Origin of the sequence: Geodermatophilus saharensis (assembly GCF_900188205.1) — a bacterium.
In the GTDB taxonomy this organism is placed as follows: domain Bacteria; phylum Actinomycetota; class Actinomycetes; order Mycobacteriales; family Geodermatophilaceae; genus Geodermatophilus; species Geodermatophilus saharensis.
Window position 1 is genome coordinate 212,781 of the sequence record NZ_FZOH01000008.1, and the last position, 21,056, is coordinate 233,836.

Here is a 21,056-nt window from a genome sequence, read left to right on the forward strand (position 1 = left end):
CCTCCCGCGCCGGCCGGCCCCGGGTGCGGGGGTGCTGTGCCTGGGACGGACCTCGCGCGCGCGGTCACGCACTGTCGGCGAGCAGCGCCGGCGCGCGCTCGACCAGCGCACGCTCGTCGGCGTAGGCGAGCCGGCCGCTCAGCTCGTCGAGGGGCACCCAGGCGACCTCGGTCACCTCGACGTCGGCGTCGGACAGGGCGCCTCCGATGGCGCGCAGCAGGAAGTGGTGCACCGTCTTGTGGACGCGCCGGCCCTCGGCGACGAACCAGAAGTCGATGATCCCGAGCGGGGCGAGGACCTCACCGATGATCCCGGTCTCCTCGGCGACCTCCCGCACGGCGGTGTCCTCCGGGGTCTCCCCCTCCTCGATGTGGCCCTTGGGCAGCGACCACAGCAGCCGGCCGCGGCGGTCGGTGCGACCGATGAGCGCGGCACGGGGACCGGAGACGCCGTCGTCGGCGACCACCAGGCCCCCGGCGGAGGTCTCGTCGACCCGGCGCAGTCGGCGGCCGGGGCGGCCTCGTCCACCGGTCCCTCCCATGCCAGGAGGGTAGCGCGAGACACCGCACTACCCTGGCTCGTCGTGTCCGGTGTGCCCCCGGCGGTCCAGCAGACCGTGCGCGACCTCGTCGACGTCTCCCCCGTCCTGGGAGAGCTGGGCGAGCGGTTCGCCGCGGCGGGCTTCGAGGCCCACCTCGTGGGCGGCTCGGTGCGCGACGCGCTGCTCGCCGCGGGGAGCGGGGCGGCGGTGCCGCCCGGCGATCTCGACGTCACCACCGACGCCCGGCCGGAGCAGGTGCTGCGGCTGCTGCGCGGCTGGGCGGGTTCCACGTGGAACCAGGGCATCGCCTTCGGCACCGTGGGCGCCGAGATCCGCGGCACCCGGGTGGAGATCACCACCTTCCGCGCCGACCGCTACGACCGGGAGTCCCGCAACCCGGAGGTGGCCTGGGGGACGTCGCTGGTCGACGACCTCGCCCGCCGCGACTTCACGGTCAACGCCATGGCCGTCTCGCTGGGCCCCGACCGCACGGTGACCGACCCCTTCGGCGGTCTCGGCGACCTGCTGGCCCGCCGGCTGCGCACACCGGGGGCGGCGTCGGACTCCTTCGCCGACGACCCACTGCGGATGCTGCGCGCGGTCCGCTTCGTCGCCCAGCTCGGCCTCACCCCGGTCGACGAGGTGCAAGAGGCGCTCACCGCGATGTCCGGGGAGCTGGCCCGGATCACCCCGGAGCGGGTGCAGGCCGAGCTGAGCAGGACGCTGCTGCAGGACGCTCCCCGCGCGGCGCTGGAGCTGTTCGTCTCCACCGGCCTGGCCGACGTCGTCCTGCCGGAGCTGCCCGCGCTGCGGATGGAGATCGACGAGCACCACCAGCACAAGGACGTCTACAGCCACTCGCTGACCGTCCTGGACCGGGCGATCGCGCTGGAGAAGGCCGACCCCGAGGCGCCGTCGCCGGACCTGGTGCTGCGGCTGGCGGCGCTGCTGCACGACGTCGGCAAGCCCGCCACCCGCCGGCACGAGCCCCGCGGCCGGGTCTCCTTCCACCACCACGAGGTGGTCGGCGCCAAGCTGGTGCGCAAGCGGCTGACCGCGCTGCGCTACCCGAAGGACGTCGTCGAGGCGGTGGCCCGGCTGACCTTCCTGCACCTGCGCTTCCACGGCTACGGCCGCGGCGAGTGGACCGACTCCGCGGTGCGCCGCTACGTCACCGACGCCGGTGACCTGCTGCCGCGGCTGCACAAGCTGGTCCGCTCGGACTGCACCACCCGCAACCGGCGCCGGGCCGCGGCGCTGTCGGCCACCTACGACTCCCTGGAGCGGCGGATCGCGGAGCTGTCGGAGGCCGAGGACCTCGCCCGCGTGCGGCCCGACCTCGACGGCAACGCGATCATGGAGATCCTCGGCCTCCCGCCGGGCCGCGAGGTCGGCGAGGCGTGGCGCTTCCTCAAGGACCTCCGCCTCGAGCGGGGGCCGCTGGACCCTGACGAGGCGGAGGCGGAGCTGCGCGCCTGGTGGGCCGCCCGCTCCTGACGTTCTCACCCGCCGGGGTGACACCTCCCCCGCGCGGCCTCCCCCACCCCGCCCCGGGCCGGTAGGACCGACGGCCGGACCGGGAGGACGGGGGCGCGGGTGCACGGGCGACCGCACGGCCTCGTGCTCCCCCCGGCACGACGCCGCGCCGCCGCCGCCGTCGCCTGCCTGGTCCTCGCCCTGCTGTCGTGGCCGGCCCAGGACCCTCCGGCCGCTTCCCGGCCGGAGGCCGGCCGGTACGGCGTCGCGCTGCCCGGGGGTGCCTCCGCCCGGCCCGCGGCCGGGTCCGGCAGCTGGGCCTTCCTGCACCACCAGGACGACGGCGTCACGCCGGTCGCCTACGACCCCTGCCGCGCCGTCCACTACGTGCTGCGGGCCGACGACGCCCCACCGGGCGCCGAGGACCTGCTCGCCGGCGCCGTCGGGGAGATCGCCGCGGCGACCGGCCTGCGGTTCGCCTACGACGGCCGCACCGACGAGCGGGTCACCCGCGACCGCCGCGCCCACCAGCCGGCCCGCTACGGCGACGGGTGGGCGCCGGTGCTGGTCTCCTTCGAGTCCCCGGTGGACAACCCCGACGTGGGTCGCGGCATCGCCGCCCGCGGCGGCAGCGACGTCGCCTCCGCGGGCGGTCCGGCGGTCTACGTCACCGGCACCGTGCTGGTCGACGCCGACTGGGCCGCCGCCGCGGTGACGTCGGCGCCGGGCCGTGCCGCGCTGCGCGCCGTCCTGGTGCACGAGCTCGGCCACGTCGTCGGCCTCGCCCACGTCGACGATGCCGGCGAGCTGATGCACTCGGTCAACGACGGCCAGCTCGACCTGGGTCCCGGCGACCTCGCCGGCCTGGCCCGGCTCGGCCGGGGCCCCTGCGAGCCGCGGCTGTAGGGCCTGCTCCCCCTCTCGGAGGTGGCCGCCCGCCGGGGGACTCCACCCACGCGGGCGGGAGGCCGAGGAGATCCCGACCGGACCGCGGAGAGGAGCGCGCAGCGTGAACGAGGGACTGCAGGACCGTCCCGTCGGGGTGCCCACCTCGCCCACCGGCCGGGTCCCGCAGTGGGTGCTGGACGAGCTGACCGGCCGGACGGCCGACCCGCCCGGCTGGCGCGCGTCGACGCCGCCGCACCCGCCCCGCCGGCGCTCGCCCGCGCTGCGTGGGCTGCTGGCGCTCCTCGTCGTCGTGGCGCTGGGACTGGCCGCCGGGGTGCTCCTCGACGAGCCGCCGTGGCCGGGGCCGGTGTCCGGCGGAGCTGGTGGCGGGGACCGCCCGACGCCAGGTCGGGAGGCCGCCGCGGAGCCGCTCGGGCAGCCGGGTGCGGCCCCCGCGACCGGCAGCCACGCGTTCACCGCGGTGCAGGACGACGGCGTCACCCCGGTCGCCTACGACCCGTGCCGGCCGCTGCACCACGTCCTCGCGCCGGCCGGTGCGCCCGCGGGCGCCGAGGTGCTCGTCGCGGAGGCCGTCGCCCGGCTGTCCGCGGCGACGGGCCTGCGGTTCGTCGACGACGGGACGACCGACGAGGCCTGGTCGGACCAGCGGCCGGCGTACCAGCCCGACCGCTACGGGGACCGCTGGGCGCCGGTCCTGGTCAGCTGGGCGACGCCGGAGCAGGTCCCCGCGCTCGGCGGCACCGTCGCCGGGATCGGCGGCAGCCGGGCCGTGTCCGCGGGCGGGCCGCTGGTGTACGTCACCGGAGCGGTCACCGTCGACGCCGGGTGGACCACCGCGGTCCTCGGCTCCCCCGGCGGCCGCGACGCCGTCCTGGCAGTGCTCGTGCACGAGCTCGGGCACGTGCTCGGCCTCGCCCACGTGGACGACCCCGCCGAGCTGATGTCGGCGACGAACGAGGGGCAGGTCGACCTCGGTCCCGGCGACCTCGCCGGCCTGGCCCGGCTCGGCCGGGGCCCCTGCGAGCCGCGCCTCTAGCTCCGGTCGGAGGCGTGCGCCCGGGTGACGGAGGCGTAGCCGACGGCGGTGAGGGCGTAGACCGCGGCGACGACGAGCAACCCGGTCACCGACCGCCCCGACTCGGGCAGCAGCAGCGCGCCGGCCACCAGCGCCGCCACGTAGGCGACGTTGACGAGGGTGTCGTAGACGGAGAACACCCGGCCACGGAAGTCGTCGTCGACCGAGCGCTGCAGCGTGGCGTCGACGCAGATCTTCACGCCCTGCGCGACGACGCCGAGCACCAGCCCGGCGGCCACCCACCCGGGCGTCGCGAAGGAGAGGCCGAGCGCGAGCTGGAGGACGCCGCCGCCGGCCAGCAGCGCGACCACCCACCCGCGGGTGCCCAGCCGCCGCACCGCCGGCGGGGTGGCCACGGCCGCGACCAGGGTGCCGGCCGACCCGGCCGCGAGCACCACGCCCAGGCCGGCCAGCCCGCCCGGGAACAGCGGGCCGGTGCCCTCCGTCAGCGTGTTCCGGAACAGCAGCAGGGTCATCAGCGTGAGCAGGCCGTAGCAGACCCGGTGTGCCCCGATGGCCAGCAGCGCCGCGGCGGCCGGCGGGTGCTCGGCCACGTGCCGGGCCCCGGCGACCATCCCCCGCAGCACCGCCCGCGCCGGCAGGCGGGCCGAGCGGACGCCCGAGTCGGGACCCAGGTAGCGGCGGTCGAACCCCGCCGCGACGGCGGCCGACGCCAGGTGGGGCACCGTCGCCGACAGCGCCACGGCGGCGTAGGCGGCGTCCCCGGCCGTCCCGAGCTGCAGCAGGCCCAGGGCGAGGACGCCGCCGGTCACCGTGGCCACCGCCCCCGACGTGGTCGACAGCGCGTTGGCCGGCACCAGCGAGGCCGCGTCGGTGGTGTGCGGCAGCGCCGCGGACAGCGCCGCCAGCAGGAACCGGGTGACGGCGAAGACCGCGAGCCCGGCGGCGTAGAACGGCGCGCCCGCCTGGCCGGCGAGCACGAGCGCGGCGAGGACGGCGACCAGCCCCGCGCGCAGCACGTTGGCGCGCACGAGCACCTGGCGGCGGCTCCACCGGTCCAGCCACACCCCGGCGAACGGCCCGACGACCGAGTACGGCAGCAGCAGCACGGCGAAGGCGGCGGCGACGTCGACCGGGTCGGCGGCGCGCTGCGGGTTGAACAGCACGGTCCCGGCGAGGGCGGCCTGCAGCACGCCGTCGCCGGACTGGGCGAGCAGGCGGGCGACCAGCAGACGACGGAAGTCCCCCCGGGCCAGCAGGTGCCGGACGCTGGTGTCGGCCTGCTGCACCCGATCACCGTACGGCGCGGCCTCGTCCACCCTCGGCCGCCGGACTGTTGCACACTGGATCCGATGTCCTCGGTGCCCGCGTCACCCGACCCCGACTCCGGCCGACCCGCTCGGGCGGCCCGGGGGCGACGTCGCCCGGCGGTCCCCGCGCTGTCGACCGGCACGCTCGACGACGTCGGCCCGGGATCCCTGCTCGTCGCGATGCCCGCGCTGAGCGACCCCAACTTCGCCGGCACCGTCGTCTACGTGCTCGACCACAACGACAGCGGCACCCTCGGCGTCGTGCTGGGCCGGCCCAGCCAGGTCGAGATCCGCGACGTGCTGCCCGGCTGGTGCGACCTCGCCGTCGAGCCGGGCGTCTTCCACGTCGGCGGGCCCTGCGAGACCGACACCGCGCTGTGCCTGGCCACCTGCCCCGGCCAGGGCGAGGAGCCGGCCGGCCTGCGCCGGGTGGCCGGCGACGTCTACCTCGTCGACCTCGACGCCGACCCCGACGCGCTCGACGCCGGGGTCGCGGGCCTGCGGGTGTTCGCCGGGTACGCGGGCTGGTCCCCCGGCCAGCTCGCCGCCGAGATCGCCGAGGGCGCGTGGGCCTGCGTGCCGGGCACGGCGGGCGACGTCCTCAGCGGGCTGTCCGGCCCCGAGCTGTGGCGCGCGGTGCTGGCCCGCCAGACCGGCCGGCTGGCCGTGCTGTCGACGGCGCCGGCCGACCCGTCCGCGAACTGACCCACCCGCCCGGGGGAGTCCGGCGCCGCCGGACACGCCGTGGTGCTGCGCGCGGCCGCGGGGTCTGGTAGGAAAGAGCCCGGAGGGGGCGGTCTGGGGAAGAGGCCGCCCCCTCCCCCCATGTCCGGTGACGGCAGGGAACGGCCCCGGCAGGGTCCCGCCGCGAGCCTGCGAGCGGTGGGGGCACGGGGGTCCTCCATCAGAGGCCCAGCGCGGCGGCCACCTGCGGGTGCGCGAGCGCGTCGAGGGTCTGCCCCTCCTCCGGCAGCGCGATCGTCCGCGGCCCGTGGTCGGCCAGGGTCACGGTCACCCCGGTCCCCTGCCCGGGCAGCTCCGCCTCGAACTGCAGCAGCAGGTCGCTGGTGTCGTCGACGGCCACCGACCAGCCCGCCTCGGACGCGTAGACCGACGCCAGCCGGCTGTCGATCGAGCGCTGCCCCTCCCACGTCGCCGTCCCGCCGAGGAACGCGGCCGCGTCGTCGGGCTCCTCGGCGCCGAGGTTGAGCACCACCTGCACCAGGACGTCGGTCAGCGGCACCGCGTCGGGCCCCGTGGCGAGCGGCCGGCGCACGAACGGCACGTCGGGCAGGCCGGCGGCGGCCAGCGCCTCGGTCAGACCGGGCACGTCGCCGAACCAGACCTGCTCGCGGGTGAAGAACAGCGTGCGGACGTCGTCGGGCCGCCCGTCCCCGTAGGTGGTCACCACCCGGGCGCGGCCGGCGCCCGCGGCCAGGTCGACCTCGCCGGTGAGGGTGAGCAGGCCCTCCTCGCCGAAGGGCGCGGTGGCGACGACGTCGGCGCCGCCGCCCTCCTCGACGCCACGCGCGAGGAGCCCGGCCAGCACCTCGGCCTCCGCGGCGGTCACCGGGTCACCCGGCTGCCGGTCGGCCTCGTCGCCCGAGCAGCCGGCCAACCCGACGCCGAGCAGGACCAGCGCGGACGCGAGGAGGCGGCGCGGCATGGCGGCCAGCGTAGGCAGCGCGGCGGCCCGGTGCGGTCCCCGACAGGCCCGGAACGCACCGGGGCCCGCCCTCCGCGGTGCGGAGGGCGGGCCCTGGTGGCGTCGGTGCGGCGCGACTAGCGCTCGACGTCGCCCCGGATGAAGGCCTCGACGGCGTCGCGCGCCTCGCTGTCGTCGTACTGCACCGGCGGGCTCTTCATGAAGTACGACGACGCCGACAGGATCGGGCCGCCGATGCCGCGGTCCTTGGCGATCTTCGCGGCGCGGACGGCGTCGATGATGATGCCGGCCGAGTTCGGGGAGTCCCAGACCTCGAGCTTGTACTCCAGGTTCAGCGGGACGTCACCGAAGGCGCGACCCTCGAGCCGGACGTAGGCCCACTTGCGGTCCGACAGCCACGGCACGTGGTCCGACGGGCCGATGTGCACGTTGTCGGTGCCCATGTCGCGGTCGACCTGGCTGGTCACGGCCTGGGTCTTGGAGATCTTCTTGGACTCCAGGCGCTCGCGCTCGAGCATGTTCTTGAAGTCCATGTTGCCGCCGACGTTGAGCTGCATCGTGCGGTCGAGCTGCACGCCGCGGTCCTCGAACAGCTTGGCCAGCACCCGGTGGGTGATGGTGGCGCCGACCTGGCTCTTGATGTCGTCGCCGACGATCGGGACGCCGGCGGCGGTGAACCGGTCCGCCCACTCCTTCGTCCCGGCGATGAACACCGGCAGCGCGTTGACGAACGCGACGCCGGCGTCCAGAGCGGCCTGCGCGTAGAACTCGGCGGCCTGCTGCGAGCCGACCGGCAGGTAGCAGACGAGGACGTCGGCCTGCGACTCGCGCAGGGCGGCGACGACGTCGACCGGCTGCTCGTCGGACTCCTCGATCGTGGCCCGGTAGTACTTGCCCAGGCCGTCGAGGGTGGTGCCGCGCTGCACCGTCACGCCCAGCGGGGGCACGTCACAGATCTTGATCGTGTTGTTCTCGCTGGCGACGATGGCCTCGGAGAGGTCGCGGCCGACCTTCTTGGCGTCGACGTCGAAGGCGGCGACGAACTGCACGTCGGAGACGTGGTAGTCACCGAAGCGGACGTGCATGAGACCCGGCACCGAGGTGGTCTCGTCGGCGTCCCGGTAGTAGTGCACGCCCTGCACCAGCGAGGCGGCGCAGTTGCCGACGCCCACGATGGCGACCTTGACAGCTCCCATGGTCTTCCCTTCTCCCTGGACCGGGTGGTCCGTGTCGCGGGACCGTTCCGGTCCTGGCGGTGGCTGCCGGTGGGCTGGACAGCCGTCGTGCCTGCAGTGCGGTGTCGCTGGAGTGCGGTGTCGCTGGAGTGCGGTGTCGCTGGGTGGGGTGTGGTGGTCACTCCCCGCCGGGCGGCGGGCGCTCCCCGGGTCCCGGTCCGGGCTGGCGTCGCTCGCTGTCGATGAGCTCCGACAGCCAGCGCACCTCCCGGTCGACCGAGTCCAGGCCGTGGCGCTGCAGCTCCAGCGTGTAGCGGTCGAGTCGTTCCCGGGTCCGCGCCAGTGAGGACCGCAGGCCGTCCCGCTGCCGTTCGACCGTGCGGCGGCGCCCCTCGAGGATGCGCAGCCGCACGTCGGCGGCGGTGTGCCGGAAGAAGGCGAGGTGGACGCCGAACAACCTGCCGTCGTCGTACGCCTCGGGGCCGGCCTGGCTGACCAGCTCCGCGAAGCGCTCCTTGCCCTCGGCGGTGATCGTGTAGACCACCTTCCCGCGCCGGCCGGTCAACGGCGGTGCGTCGGCCGGCAGCGGCGCCCGCCGGTCGGGCTCGTCGGTGGTGACGAGACCGGCGGCGTGCAACCGCTTGAGCGCGGGGTACAGCGAGCCGTAGGAGATGCTGCGCAGCCCGCCGAGGACCTCCGCGAGCCGCTTGCGCAGCTCGTAGCCGTGCATCGGGGACTGCTGCAGCAACCCGAGGATGGCGAACTCGAGCACCTCGCCCCCCATCGGTCCCTGCCGGTCGATGTATCGGGACGATACATCGGGAGGGAAACGGGACGGCAACCGGAGGGAGGTCGCCCGATCGGGGACGGGGTGGCCGGAGGCCCGCGGGACGCCGCCGGAGAGGCCCTCCGGACTGGTGCACCTGCGTACATTGGCGCCGTGCCCGGACGTCGCTCCGTCGTGGACTACTCGCTGCACCGGCGATCGGTGCTGCGCGACGTCCAGGCCGGGCGCACCGGGCTCTCGGAGGTCTGTGACGCCAGCCCGTACCTGACCCGTGCGGCGCGCTACCACGGTCGGCAGACCGACCTCCCCTGCCCGGTCTGCCGCCGCGAGCGCCTCTCCCTGGTCAACTACGTCTACGGTGAAGGGCTGGGCCACGTGTCCGGCCAGGCGAAGACCGAGGCGGAGCTCGTCCGCATGGACGCCGCTCAGGAGGAGTTCTCCGTGTACACCGTCGAGGTGTGCCGCGGGTGCGGGTGGAACCACCTGGACTGCTCCTTCGTCCTCGGGGCCGAGCCCGACCCGGGCCGGCAGCCGCGCCGTCGTCGTCGCGCTGCCACGGACTAACTCCGCCGGTCCGGCGGTTGCCACACCGGCGGACCCGTCCGTCACACCCGCCCCGGGGGTGCGGCGCGCCTCGCGCGTCCTCCCCGGCGCACACAGCCGAGAACGCCACGCTGGGCCGGATCCCGTCCTGCCCACCGACTACCGAGGAGGGGCTCCCTGGTGCCTCCCCACGACGAGACCTCGCCGGTCGGCCCGTCCGGCGTGCCGCCCCGTCGCCCGCCGGCCGCCCGCGCGACCGGCGGAGCGGGCAGTGGCCGGAGCCGCCCGACCGCGGGGCGGCCCGGGGGGTCGCGCCCGGGCGGCTCCCGGCCCACCGGCTCCCGCCCGGCCGGCGGCAAGCCCGGCGGCAAGAAGGCGCGGACGAAGAAGCAGCGCCGCCGTCGCCGGCTGAAGATCGCCCTGGCGACCCTGGCCGGGCTGTTCGTGCTGCTCGGCGTCTTCGTCGGCGTCGTCTACGCCACCACCGAGGTGCCCGACCCCGACTCGGTGCAGAACGCGCAGACGACGGTCGTGTACTACGCCGACGGCACCACCGAGATGGGCCGCCTCGGCGACACCAACCGCACCAACGTCGCGCTCGGCGAGGTCTCCGAGGGCGCCCGCCACGCCATCCTCGCCGCGGAGAACCGGGAGTTCTACTCCGACCCGGGCATCTCCCTGACCGGCATCGTCCGGGCCGCGTGGAACAACCTCACCGGCGGCTCGACGCAGGGCGGCTCGACGATCACCCAGCAGTACGTCAAGAACGCCTTCCTCACCCACGAGCAGACCTTCAGCCGCAAGTTCCAGGAGCTGTTCCTGGCGGTCAAGCTCGACAACCAGTACTCGAAGGACGAGATCCTCGAGAACTACCTGAACACCATCTACTTCGGCCGCGGCGCCTACGGCATCGAGGCCGCGGCGAACACCTTCTTCGGCGTGCCCGCCGCGCAGCTGACCCCGCAGCAGGGCGCCGTCCTCGCCGTCCTCGTCCGCAGCCCCAGCTCCTACGACCCCGAGGCCAACCCGGAGGGCGCGCAGGACCGCTGGGGCCTGGTCCTCGACGCCATGGTCGAGGAGGGCTGGATCACGCAGGACGAGCGCGACGCCTCGGTCTACCCGCCGGTGCTGCCGCGGCCGGAGTCCTCGTCGCTGGGCATCCCCACCGGTCCCGAGGGCCTGGTGGTCTCGCAGGCGATCGCCGAGCTCGAGGCGCGCGGCTACTCCGAGGAGCAGATCCGCGCCGGTGGCCTGCGCATCACCACGACCGTGGACAAGGCCGCCCAGGACGCCGCGGTCGCCGCCGTCAACGACGTGATGGACGGCGAGCCGGAGCCGCTGCGGGAGGCGCTGGTCGCCGTCGACCCCAGGACCGGTGCGGTGCGCGCCTACTACGGCGGTCCGGTCGGTTCCGGCGACGGTGCGATCGACTACGCCCAGGCGCGCCGGCAGCCCGGCTCGTCGGTGAAGCCCTACGTGCTGGCCACCGCGCTGGAGGAGGGCATCGGCGTCAACTCCCGCCGCGACGGCAGCTCGCCGCAGGAGTTCCCCGACCGCCCGGGCCTGCCGGTGCGCAACTCGGGCAACGCCCAGTGCGGCGCCTGCACCCTGGTCGAGGCCATGACGCGGTCGCTGAACACCACGTACTACGGCCTGGCCTACGAGGTCGGCCCGGACGACGTCCGCGACACCATCCTCCGCGCCACGGGCCTGCCCGAGACGTGGCCGGCCGTCACCGGCGGCACCCTCGACGACGCCCGGACGCTGTCGGACCCCGAGACCGGGGCCACCGGCGGGTCGATCGGCATCGGCCAGTACGAGATGCGCCCGATCGACCAGGCCGTCGGCTTCGCCACCCTCGCCAACGGCGGCGTCCACCACCCGGCGCACTTCGTCGGCCGGGTCACCGACTCCGAGGGCACCGTCCTGCTGGAGAGCGGCGAGGGCCCGGGCGAGCAGGTCATCGACCCCGACGTCGCCAACGACACCACCTTCGCCCTGGAGGGCGTCGCGCAGTACTCCCGCCGGGCGCTCGACGGCGGCCGCGAGGTGGCCAGCAAGACCGGTACGCAGGGCCTCAACGGCTCGGAGAACTCCGACGCCTGGATGGTCGGCTACACGCCGTCGCTGTCGGCGGCGGTGTGGATCGGCAACGACTCGCCCACCGTGCCGATCGAGAACGCCGCCGGCCAGATCATCTACGGCGCCGGACTGCCCGGGGCCATCTGGCAGCAGTTCATGGACACCGTCCTGGCCGGCACGCCGGAGGAGGACCTGCCCGACTCGCCGAAGATCCGCGGGGACACCGGCGAGGGCGTCGCGGCGCCGACGACGCAGGCCCCGCGGTCGACGGAGGCGCAGCCGACCGAGCCGTCCGCGCCCGCGACGACCGAGGCGCCCGCGCCGACCACGGCACCGGCACCCACCACGACGACGGCCCCGGAGCCCAGCACCGACGCGCCGACGCCGTCCCCGACGCCAGGCAACGGCCAGGTGGGTACCGGCACGCTCGGCGGTGAGGACGGCACCGGCGGCGACAGCTGGGCCAACGGCCAGCCCGCGCCCGCCGCCCCGACGACGCAGCCGGAACCGCAACCGACCGGCTGACCGCCCCGGGCACACTGGCCCGGTGAGCTCCTCCCCCACGGGCCCGTCCGCTCCGGCACCCCAGCCGGCGGACGGGCCCGCGGCGTCTGCGGTGGCGCCCGCGCGCGGCGCCGGCCGCCGTCCCGACCGGGTGGTGCCCACGTGGTCGGACCGGGTGGCCGCGCAGGCGAGCGAGGCCGTCGGCGGCCCGTGGGGCCGGCACGCGGTCACCGGCCGCGCCCTGTTCTGGACGCCGCTGCGGGTCTGCCTGCTCTACGCCACCGTCGTGCTGGCCGCCGCGTGGCTCAAGCAGGCGCCGTGCTCCGACGGCAACTGGGCGGGGTCGGTGCAGTACACGCACCTGTGCTACTCCGACACCGTCCCGCTGTTCGGCATCCACGGCCTCGGCGAGGGCGCGCTCCCCTACCTGGACGCGGCCGTGGAGTACCCGGTGCTCACCGGGGCGCTCATGGCGCTCGCGGCGGTCCTCGGCCGCGGCTACGAGGACCTGGCCGGCGCGGCCGGCCTGCTCCCCCAGGTGCCGCCGGTGCAGGCCTACTACGCGGCCACCTGCCTGCTGCTGAGCCTGTGCGCGCTGGTCACCGTCCGGGCGGTGCTGGGCGCCTCCGGCCGCCGGCCCTGGGACGCGGCGATGATCGGGCTCTCACCGCTGCTGCTCGTGCACGCGTTCACCAACTGGGACCTGCTCGCCGTCGCCCTGGCCGCCTGCGGGCTGTGGGCGTGGGCGCGCGAGCGGCCGGTGCTGGCCGGCGTGCTGCTGGGTCTGGGCACCGCGGCCAAGCTGTTCCCCGCCCTGCTGCTCGGCGCGCTGTTCCTGCTCTGCCTGCGCGCCGGGCGGCTGCGGGTGTGGCTGCGCGCGGCGCTGGCGGCCGCCGTCGCCTGGTTGGTCGTCGACGTCCCGGTCGCGCTGCTGGCGCCGGAGAACTGGTCGCTGTTCTTCCGGCTCAACAGCACCCGGCCGGCCGATCCGGACACGCTGTGGAACATCGCGATCACCGCGGCCGGGGGCGACCTCCTCGACGGGCCGCTCGCCGAGGGCGAGACGCCGGTGGTGCTCAACGCGCTGGTGGCGCTCTGCGTGCTGCTGGTGGTCGCTGCCGTCGGCTGGCTGACCCTCGCCGCGCCGGTGCGCCCGCGGGTGGCGCAGGTGGCCTTCCTGCTGGTGGCCGGGTTCCTGCTGGTCACCAAGGTGTGGAGCCCGCAGTACTCGCTGTGGCTGCTGCCGCTGGCGGTGCTGGCCCGGCCGCGGTGGCGGTCGCTGCTGCTGTGGCAGGCCACCGAGGCGGTGCTGTGGGTGGTGCGGATGCTCTGGTACCTCGGCACCGACGAGCGCGGCGTGGGCACCGAGTGGTTCTTCCTCGCGGTGACCGCCCGCGACGTCGCCGTCCTCGTGCTCGTGGGGCTGGTCGTGCGGGACGTGTGGCGTCCCGACGGCGACGTCGTGCGCACCTCCTGGCCGGCCGTCGACGACCCCGCCGGCGGTCCGCTGGACGGCGCGGAGGACCGCGTGGTGCTGCGCGGCCGGCGGCGCTGGGACCAGGTGACCTGATCGTGGGCGTCCTCCCGCACGTCCGGCCACGAGGGAGGACGCCGCGGGGTGAGGGAGGACGGCCGTCCGGGCGGCCGGCTACCCGAGCGCCTCGCGCACGAGGGCGACCTCCTCGGCGTGCGACGCGGCGTCGCCGGGGGTCTCCAGGACGACGGGGCAGTCGGCGGCGCGGGCGAGGCCGAGCAGCAGGTCCAGCGGGATCTCGCCCGCGGTGAGCGGCGCGTGGCGGTCCCGGCCCGAGCCCTGCGGGTCGCGGCTGTTGTTGAGGTGCACCAGGTCGACCCGGCCGGTGATCGCCCGGACGTCGTCGACGGCGGTGGCGAGGTCCCAGCCGGCCGCCCAGGCGTGGCAGGTGTCGAGCACGAAGCCCGCGCCGAACTCGCCGACGGCGTCCCACAGCCGCGCCACCGCACCCAGCTCGCGCGCCATCGCGTTCTCGCCGCCGGCGGTGTTCTCGATGAGCAGCGGCAGCGGGAAGCCACCGTCCTCGGCCTGCCGCGCGAACGTCTTGCGCCAGTTGTCGAACCCGGCCGCCGGGTCGTCCTTGGCCAGCACGTGCCCGCCGTGCACGACCATCCCGCGGGCGCCGACCGCCGCCGAGGCCCGCGCGTGCACCGCCAGGTTCTTGCGGCTCGGGATGCGGATGCGGTTGTTGGTCGAGGCCACGTTGAGCACGTAGGGCGCGTGGACGAACACCGCGACGTCGCCGGCGAGCAGCGCCTCGGCGTCCGGGCGCGGCGGCGGGCTCTTCCAGCCCTGCGGGTCGCCGAGGAACACCTGCACGGCGTCGGCGTCCATCTCCGCCGCCCGGGCCAGCGGACCCCCGGCGTCGAGCTCGTTGTCCTCGGTCAGTCCGGGTCCGACGTGGACGCCGATCGGGTGCCTGCTCACCCCGGCGACGGTAGTCAGGTCCGGTGACGGTGGCCGGGGCTCCCGGCCGCGCTGGTAGCCTGGAGGAGCGCGTCCGTCCGCCGTCCCCGGCGGAACCGGGCGCGCGACGCGTGTACGACCCTCCTGCTGCAGACCGACTGCAGCCGCCCAGACCAGAGGAGGTGGGGTTCTCCGTGCGTCACTACGAACTGATGGTCATCCTCGACCCCGACCTGGAGGAGCGCACGATCGCTCCCTCCCTCGACCGGTTCCTGACCGTCGTCACCAACTCCGGTGGCACCGTCAAGACCGAGATCTGGGGCCGGCGCCGCCTGGCCTACGAGATCAAGAAGCACATCGAGGGCATCTACGCGATCGTCGACATCCAGGCCGAGCCGGCCGCGGTCGCCGAGCTCGACCGCCAGCTCAACCTCAACGAGTCGGTGCTGCGCACCAAGCTGATGCGGCCCGAGGTCCACTGAGCATGGCCGGCGAGACCGTCATCACCGTCATCGGCAACCTGACCTCCGACCCGGAGCTGCGGTTCACGCCGTCGGGTGCCGCGGTGGCCAACTTCACGGTCGCCTCGACGCCGCGCACCTTCGACCGGCAGTCGCAGGAGTGGAAGGACGGCGAGGCGCTGTTCCTCCGCTGCAACGTCTGGCGGCAGGCGGCCGAGAACGTGGCCGAGTCCCTCACCCGCGGCTCGCGGGTCATCGTCTCGGGGCGCCTCAAGCAGCGCTCGTTCGAGACCAAGGAGGGCGAGAAGCGCACCGTCATCGAGCTCGAGGTCGACGAGATCGGCCCCTCGCTGCGCTACGCCACCGCGAAGGTCACCCGCGCCTCCCGCGGTGAGGGCGGCGGCGGTGGTGGCGGCTTCGGTGGCGGTGGTGGCGGCGGCTTCGGCGGTGGTGGCGGCGGCGCGAGCGACCCGTGGTCGACGCCCGCCGGCCCGTCCGACGAGCCGCCCTTCTAGAAGGACCCCCTCGCCCCCCACGCCTCGCTCCGCTCGCCGCGGGGCCCTGCGAGGGGGCCACACCCCTAGTCGTACCTAGCCGTACCTGGAGAACCCAGTGCCCAAGCCCCCCGTGCGCAAGCCCAAGAAGAAGGTCTGCCAGTTCTGCAAGGACAAGGCGACCTACATCGACTACAAGGACACGACCCTGCTGCGGAAGTTCATCTCCGACCGCGGCAAGATCCGTGCCCGCCGCGTGAGCGGCAACTGCAGCCAGCACCAGCGGGACGTCGCCACGGCCGTCAAGAACAGCCGTGAGATGGCCCTGCTGCCCTACACCTCGACGGCGCGCTGACCATGAGCACCCAGAAGCTGATCCTGACGCAGGAGGTCACCGGTCTCGGGTCCTCCGGTGACACCGTGGAGGTCAAGGGCGGGTACGCCCGCAACTACCTCTTGCCCCGCGGCCTGGCCATCGTCGCCACCCGCGGTGCCGAGAAGCAGGTCGAGTCGCTGCGCCGGGCGCGTGCCGCCCGCGAGGTGCGCTCGCTCGACGAGGCCCAGTCGGTGGCCGGGCGCCTGTCCGGCCTGACCGTCCGGGTGCCCGCCCGTGCCGGTGCCGGAGGCCGCCTCTTCGGCCGGGTCACCACCGCCGACGTCGCCGCGGCCGTCACCGCCGCCGGCGGCCCGGAGCTCGACCGCCGCCGCATCGAGCTGCCGAGCAGCATCAAGACCACCGGCCAGCACACCGTCACCGTGCGGGTGCACCCGGAGGTCACCACCCAGCTGGCGATCGAGGTCGTCGCCGGCTGAGGAAGGACCCCGCTGCCCCCCACCGCTCGCACGCTCGCGGCGGGACCCTGCAGCGGGGCCGTTCCAGCACGTCGCCAGGAGGGGCGCCGGACGTCGTCCGGCGCCCCTCGCGTCGTCTCCGGCCCCGGCGCCGGACCGGCGCCACCGACGGGCGCACCGCGGTCACCACGGCGCCGACGGGACCGCGCTGTCCCTCCGGGTCACTGGGGCGCCCGACGGGCCGTGGCGGCCCGCTCACGGCCCCGGCGGCGCCACTGGGCCCTCCCCTGCAGCGGCCCGGCCCACCGGTGCACGAGGGGTTCACCGGCCGCGGGGAGCGTCCGCGCGACCGTCGGCGGGCCCGCCCACCCGGTGCCGCGACGGTCCGCCGTGTGCCGTCACCGCCGGTGCTGTGACGGCTGCGCCGGGCGGGACGACACGACACGCCCGGGCGTGCGGCGCGCCGAGTTTCTCGTGTCCACAGCCGGTGGGCGGACCCGGCGCAGGTGACACCCCCAGGACCACGGGATGTCCGGCCGGTGTCCCGCCCGTCTCCACATGTCGACTCGGGCTGTCCACCGACTTGTCCACAAGTTGTGCAGAACGCGGTGCACACGGGGTGTTGGACGGACGCGCCGTCGCTTCCTACGGTCCTCTCCGGCGCCGGGAACTGCGAGAACTGTCGGTGGCTCCCGGTACCACGGACCTCGAACGGGCGTTCGAGTGCAGGCGACGCGCGTCCTGGTGCTTCCCCCACCGGGCCCCGGCCGGGCAGGCCGGGGCTGGTCAGCGTGCGCGTGAGCGGAGGGAGGTACCCAGGTGGCGGTGGCCGACGACTTCAGCCGGCCGCAGGCGACGGCGCCGGCGTACGACCGGCAGCCCCCGCAGGACGTCGCGGCGGAGCAGTCGGTGCTCGGCGGCATGCTGATGAGCAAGGACGCCATCGCCGACGTCGTGGAGCAGCTGACCGGCAACGACTTCTACCGGCCGGCGCACCAGGTCATCTACGACACGATCCTCGACCTCTACGGCCGCGGGGAGCCGGCCGACGCCATCACCGTCGCCGCGGAGCTCAACCGCACCGACCAGCTGTCGAAGATGGGCGGCGCGGTCTACCTGCACACGCTCATCGCCTCGACGCCCACGGCGGCCAACGCCGGCTACTACGCCCAGATCGTGGCCGAGCAGGCCACCCTCCGCCGGCTCGTGGAGGCCGGCACCCGCGTGGTGCAGCTCGGCTACGGCGCGGCCGGCGGGCGCGGCGACGTCGACGACATCGTCGACCGCGCGCAGCAGGAGATCTACGAGGTCACCGAGAAGCGGATGAGCGAGGACTACTCGCGCCTCGAGGACATCCTGCAGCCGACGATGGACGAGCTCGACGCCATCGCCTCCCGCGGCGGCACCGCCCGCGGCGTGCCCACCGGGATCCGCGACCTGGACGAGCTCACCAACGGCCTGCAGGCCGGGCAGATGGTCGTCATCGCCGCCCGTCCCGGTGTGGGCAAGGCGCTGGCCCTCGACACCCCCGTCCCCACCCCCACGGGCTGGACGACGATGGGCGAGATCACCGTCGGCGACCGGGTGCTGGGCGCCGACGGCCGCCCGACGACGGTCGTGGCCGCCACCGGCGTCATGACCGACCGGCCCTGCTACGAGGTCCACTTCTCCGACGGCTCGATGATCGTCGCCGACGGCCAGCACCAGTGGGTGACCACCGACCGCGCCGCCAGGCGGCTCGGCGCGCGTGGGCAGGCCCGCGTCCGCACCACGGAGGAACTGGCCCGCACCCTCCGCTGCGCCACCGCCGACCGGCGGCTCAACCACGCCGTGTCCAACGCCGCCCCGCTCGACCTGCCCGCCGCCGACCTGCCCGTCCCGCCGTACGCGCTCGGTGTGTGGCTCGGCGACGGCACGTCGGCCGCGGCGCACTACACCAGCGCCGACCCGGAGATCGCCGCCCACATCGAGGCGGAGGGCCTGGTCGTCGTGCCGACGGGCGTCGACCGGCGGTACTCCCTGCGGCTGCCGGCCCGCCCCGGGGCGGCGCAGCGACCGTGCCCGATGTGCGGCCGGCCGTTCGTGCCGCGGACCTCGCAGGTGCAGACGTGCGGCAAGACCTGCGGCGGCGCGCTGCGGGCCGGTGGGGGGATCGGCATCCAGGCCACCTGCCCCGACTGCGGCAGCCCGTCCAGCGGCCTGGCGCCGTGCCAGGGCTGCCGGGACGACCACGGCACCGTCACGGCCCTCCTCCGGGGCCTGGGCGTGCTCGGCGACAAGCACGTCCCGATCGCCTACCTGCGCGCGTCGGTGGCCCAGCGGCGGGCGCTGCTCGCCGGCCTGCTCGACACCGACGGCACCGTGACGGGCGGGGGCGCGGTGCAGTTCGCCGTCACCAGCCGCCGGCTGGCCGAGGACGCCCGCGAGCTGATCGCGAGCCTGGGCCACCGCGTCCGGATGAGCACCAGGCGGGTCCGCGGCCGGAACGAGGCCTCGTCCACCTGCTACACGCTCACCTTCAGCACCGACGACGAGGTGTTCCGCCTCGAACGCAAGAAGCTGCTGCACAAGGAGCGGGGTGCTCGGACGTTCACCGCCCGTGGCGTCCGTTTCATCACCGACGTCCGGCCGGTGCCGAGCGTGCCCGTGCGGTGCATCCAGGTCGACGCCGCCGACTCCCTCTTCCTCGCCGGCCGCAGCTTCGTCCCGACGCACAACTCGACCCTCGGGCTGGACATCGCGCGGTCGGCAGCGGTCAAGCACCACATGGCCACGTGCATCTTCTCGCTCGAGATGAGCAAGCACGAGATCACCATGCGTCTGCTGTCGGCCGAGGCGAAGGTGCCGCTGCACCACATGCGCGCCGGCACGCTGTCCGACGAGGACTGGTCGAAGCTGGCCCGCCGCATGGGCGAGGTGGCCGACGCGCCGCTCTACATCGACGACTCGCCGAACATGACGATGATGGAGATCCGGGCCAAGGCGCGGCGCCTCAAGCAGCGCAACGACCTCAAGCTCGTGGTCATCGACTACCTCCAGCTCATGACGTCGGGCAAGCGCGTCGAGAGCCGCCAGCAGGAGGTCTCGGAGTTCTCCCGTGCCCTCAAGCTGCTGGCCAAGGAGCTCGAGGTCCCCGTCATCGCCATGTCGCAGCTCAACCGTGGGTCCGAGCAGCGGCAGGACAAGAAGCCGATGCTGTCGGACCTCCGCGAGTCGGGGTGTCTGCCTGCGGGGACCCGTGTGCTCCGGGCCGACACGGGCGCCGAGACGACGATGGGTGAGCTGTTCACGGCCGGTGCGACCGACGTCCCGGTGTGGGCGCTCGACGACAACCTCCGCTACGTCCGCCGTCACCTGACGCACGTCTTCTCCACCGGCCGCAAGCCCGTCCTGGCGCTGACCACCGCGTCCGGCAAGACGGTGCGCGCCACGGCCAACCACCCGTTCCTCACCTACGACGGGTTCCGGCCGCTCGGGGAGCTGGTGCCCGGTGACCGCATCGCGGTGCCGCGGCACGTGCCCGCGCCCGACCGGATGACGGTGTGGGAGGACGAGCGGGTCGTCCTGCTGGCCCACCTCATCGGCGACGGCAGCTTCGTCCGGCGCCAACCCCTCCGCTACGCCTCGATCGACGAGGAGAACCTGCGGGCGGTCACGGCGGCGGCGCTGCACTTCGGTGTCGTGGCGGTGCGGGACGAGTACGCCGCGGCCCGCTGCACCACCCTGCGGCTGCGGTCGCCGTTCCCGCTGACCCGCGGCCGTCGCAACCCGATCGCGGCGTGGCTCGACGAGCTGGGGCTGTCCGGCCTGCGCAGCCACGAGAAGTTCGTGCCCGAGCCGGTGTTCTCCCTGCCGAAGAAGCAGATCGCGACGTTCCTGCGGCACCTGTGGGCCACCGACGGATCCGTCACGGTGAACGGGAACGGCCGGGGTGGGCGCGTGTACTACGCCTCGACCAGCCGCCGGCTCGTCGACGACGTCTCCCGGCTGCTGCTGCGGTTCGGCATCTCCTGCCGCATCCGCCGGGTCCGCAAGGCCGGCTACCGGGACGGCTGGACGCTCGACGTCAGCGGCTGCGACGACCAGCGGCGCTTCCTGGGCGAGATCGGCGTCCACGGGTCCCGCGGGGCCGCCGCCGAGCGCCTCCTGGGGATCGTCCGGGAGACGTCGGGCAACCCGAACGTCGACACGGTGCCGGTGCAGGTCTGGGAGCGGGTGCGGGCGGTCCTGGAGGAGAAGGGCATGAGCCACCGCGCCTTCGCCGCCGCCATGGACTCGGCCTTCTGCGGGAGCGCCACGTGGAAGCACGCGCCCAGCCGCGAGCGCCTCGGGCGGATCGCGGCCGTCCTGGACGACGCCGACCTGGAGATCCAGGCGGTCAACGACCTGCAGTGGGACGAGATCGTCTCCGTCGAGCAGGGCGCCGAGGAGGAGGTCTACGACGCCACGGTGCTGGGCGGGCACAACTTCGTCGCCGAGGGCATCGCCGTCCACAACAGCATCGAGCAGGACGCCGACATGGTCATGATGATCCACCGCGAGGACATGTACGAGAAGGAGTCACCGCGGGCCGGCGAGGCCGACATCATGCTGGTGAAGCACCGGAATGGTCCGACCGCGAACGTGACCGTCGCCTTCCAGGGCCACTACAGCCGTTTCGTCGACATGGCGAACTGAGCGCGCCGCACCGGGTCCGAGGGTCCGGGACCGTCACGGTCCCGGGCCCTCGTGCGCCGTGGGGACGCCGGGCCGGCGCCGCCGGACGCGCGGTGTTCCACGTGGAGCACTCCGGCCCGGTGGTCGAACCGCGGGCGGTCGAGTGACCGGCCGTGGCGGGACC

At 74.9% G+C, this 21,056-nt stretch carries 18 protein-coding genes; 12 read left to right on the forward strand and 6 right to left on the reverse strand.

Features of this window, described 5'->3' with window-relative positions:
• Positions 1 to 64: 64 nt before the first annotated feature.
• On the reverse strand, positions 65 to 541 hold the full coding sequence (locus CHC04_RS18835) for an NUDIX hydrolase (protein ID WP_089405468.1): 477 nt from the start codon (positions 539 to 541) through the stop codon (positions 65 to 67).
• Between the two features lie 42 nt (positions 542 to 583).
• Here CHC04_RS18835 and CHC04_RS18840 point away from each other — a divergent pair, with 42 nt between their 5' ends.
• From CHC04_RS18840 to CHC04_RS18850, 3 genes are all read left to right on the forward strand, one after another.
• Positions 584 to 2,038, forward strand: coding sequence for a CCA tRNA nucleotidyltransferase (locus CHC04_RS18840; protein WP_245817456.1), 1,455 nt, complete (start codon positions 584 to 586; stop codon positions 2,036 to 2,038).
• 99 nt (positions 2,039 to 2,137) lie between these two features.
• The gene (locus CHC04_RS18845) at positions 2,138 to 2,923 is read left to right on the forward strand and encodes a matrixin family metalloprotease (protein ID WP_089405469.1); all 786 of its coding nucleotides are present in this window, start codon (positions 2,138 to 2,140) and stop codon (positions 2,921 to 2,923) included.
• Positions 2,924 to 3,026: 103 nt separating this feature from the next.
• Positions 3,027 to 3,962, forward strand: coding sequence for a matrixin family metalloprotease (locus CHC04_RS18850; protein WP_089405470.1), 936 nt, complete (start codon positions 3,027 to 3,029; stop codon positions 3,960 to 3,962).
• On the opposite strand, the gene CHC04_RS18855 is transcribed toward CHC04_RS18850, so the two are convergent.
• Positions 3,959 to 5,251 (reverse strand): MFS transporter, encoded by a 1,293-nt coding sequence (locus tag CHC04_RS18855; RefSeq protein WP_089405539.1) that lies wholly within the window; start codon positions 5,249 to 5,251, stop codon positions 3,959 to 3,961. The two genes, CHC04_RS18850 and CHC04_RS18855, sit on opposite strands and share 4 nt — an antisense overlap.
• Positions 5,252 to 5,314: 63 nt before the next feature.
• Between CHC04_RS18855 and CHC04_RS18860 the strand changes: the two genes are divergently transcribed.
• Complete coding sequence (locus CHC04_RS18860) at positions 5,315 to 5,977, forward strand: YqgE/AlgH family protein (protein WP_217897449.1); 663 nt, start codon at positions 5,315 to 5,317, stop codon at positions 5,975 to 5,977.
• A gap of 199 nt (positions 5,978 to 6,176) precedes the next feature.
• On the opposite strand, the gene CHC04_RS18865 is transcribed toward CHC04_RS18860, so the two are convergent.
• The 3 genes from CHC04_RS18865 to CHC04_RS18875 form a co-directional block, all read right to left on the reverse strand.
• The gene (locus CHC04_RS18865; protein WP_089405471.1) at positions 6,177 to 6,938 is read right to left on the reverse strand and encodes a hypothetical protein; all 762 of its coding nucleotides are present in this window, start codon (positions 6,936 to 6,938) and stop codon (positions 6,177 to 6,179) included.
• Between the two features lie 116 nt (positions 6,939 to 7,054).
• On the reverse strand, positions 7,055 to 8,134 hold the full coding sequence (locus CHC04_RS18870; RefSeq protein WP_089405472.1) for an inositol-3-phosphate synthase: 1,080 nt from the start codon (positions 8,132 to 8,134) through the stop codon (positions 7,055 to 7,057).
• A 157-nt stretch (positions 8,135 to 8,291) separates the two neighbouring features.
• Entirely contained in the window at positions 8,292 to 8,897 is a 606-nt protein-coding gene (locus tag CHC04_RS18875; RefSeq protein ID WP_245817458.1) for a PadR family transcriptional regulator, read from the reverse strand.
• 156 nt (positions 8,898 to 9,053) lie between these two features.
• Here CHC04_RS18875 and CHC04_RS18880 point away from each other — a divergent pair, with 156 nt between their 5' ends.
• From CHC04_RS18880 to CHC04_RS18890, 3 genes are all read left to right on the forward strand, one after another.
• Positions 9,054 to 9,464 (forward strand): DUF5318 family protein, encoded by a 411-nt coding sequence (locus CHC04_RS18880; protein ID WP_217897450.1) that lies wholly within the window; start codon positions 9,054 to 9,056, stop codon positions 9,462 to 9,464.
• 159 nt (positions 9,465 to 9,623) lie between these two features.
• Positions 9,624 to 12,050, forward strand: coding sequence for a transglycosylase domain-containing protein (locus CHC04_RS18885; RefSeq protein WP_089405474.1), 2,427 nt, complete (start codon positions 9,624 to 9,626; stop codon positions 12,048 to 12,050).
• Between the two features lie 91 nt (positions 12,051 to 12,141).
• Positions 12,142 to 13,599, forward strand: a complete 1,458-nt coding sequence (locus tag CHC04_RS18890; protein ID WP_245817460.1) for a glycosyltransferase family 87 protein — start codon at positions 12,142 to 12,144, stop codon at positions 13,597 to 13,599.
• A gap of 78 nt (positions 13,600 to 13,677) precedes the next feature.
• On the opposite strand, the gene CHC04_RS18895 is transcribed toward CHC04_RS18890, so the two are convergent.
• A complete protein-coding gene (locus tag CHC04_RS18895) occupies positions 13,678 to 14,490 on the reverse strand; it encodes a deoxyribonuclease IV (RefSeq protein ID WP_089405476.1) in 813 nt (270 codons plus the stop codon).
• Between the two features lie 173 nt (positions 14,491 to 14,663).
• On the opposite strand from CHC04_RS18895, the gene rpsF reads away from it, so the two are divergent.
• The 5 genes from rpsF to CHC04_RS18920 all read left to right on the forward strand — a co-directional run bounded on the left by rpsF (position 14,664) and on the right by CHC04_RS18920 (position 20,893).
• The gene (gene rpsF / locus CHC04_RS18900) at positions 14,664 to 14,951 is read left to right on the forward strand and encodes a 30S ribosomal protein S6 (protein ID WP_089405542.1); all 288 of its coding nucleotides are present in this window, start codon (positions 14,664 to 14,666) and stop codon (positions 14,949 to 14,951) included.
• A 2-nt stretch (positions 14,952 to 14,953) separates the two neighbouring features.
• Positions 14,954 to 15,445 (forward strand): single-stranded DNA-binding protein, encoded by a 492-nt coding sequence (locus CHC04_RS18905; RefSeq protein WP_089405477.1) that lies wholly within the window; start codon positions 14,954 to 14,956, stop codon positions 15,443 to 15,445.
• Between the two features lie 97 nt (positions 15,446 to 15,542).
• The gene (rpsR, locus tag CHC04_RS18910) at positions 15,543 to 15,779 is read left to right on the forward strand and encodes a 30S ribosomal protein S18 (RefSeq protein ID WP_073422051.1); all 237 of its coding nucleotides are present in this window, start codon (positions 15,543 to 15,545) and stop codon (positions 15,777 to 15,779) included.
• 2 nt (positions 15,780 to 15,781) lie between these two features.
• Entirely contained in the window at positions 15,782 to 16,237 is a 456-nt protein-coding gene (rplI, locus tag CHC04_RS18915) for a 50S ribosomal protein L9 (RefSeq protein WP_089405478.1), read from the forward strand.
• A 798-nt stretch (positions 16,238 to 17,035) separates the two neighbouring features.
• Complete coding sequence (locus CHC04_RS18920; protein ID WP_089405479.1) at positions 17,036 to 20,893, forward strand: replicative DNA helicase; 3,858 nt, start codon at positions 17,036 to 17,038, stop codon at positions 20,891 to 20,893.
• Positions 20,894 to 21,056: the final 163 nt, after the last annotated feature.

Coding starts and splice junctions, on each gene's coding strand:
- CHC04_RS18860 (WP_217897449.1), top strand. CDS start 5,315: ATGTCCTCGGTGCCCGCGTCACCCGACCCCGACTCCGGCCGACCCGCT.
- CHC04_RS18835 (WP_089405468.1), bottom strand. CDS start 541: ATGGGAGGGACCGGTGGACGAGGCCGCCCCGGCCGCCGACTGCGCCGG.
- rplI (WP_089405478.1), top strand. CDS start 15,782: ATGAGCACCCAGAAGCTGATCCTGACGCAGGAGGTCACCGGTCTCGGG.
- CHC04_RS18870 (WP_089405472.1), bottom strand. CDS start 8,134: ATGGGAGCTGTCAAGGTCGCCATCGTGGGCGTCGGCAACTGCGCCGCC.
- CHC04_RS18865 (WP_089405471.1), bottom strand. CDS start 6,938: ATGCCGCGCCGCCTCCTCGCGTCCGCGCTGGTCCTGCTCGGCGTCGGG.
- CHC04_RS18905 (WP_089405477.1), top strand. CDS start 14,954: ATGGCCGGCGAGACCGTCATCACCGTCATCGGCAACCTGACCTCCGAC.
- CHC04_RS18875 (WP_245817458.1), bottom strand. CDS start 8,897: ATGGGGGGCGAGGTGCTCGAGTTCGCCATCCTCGGGTTGCTGCAGCAG.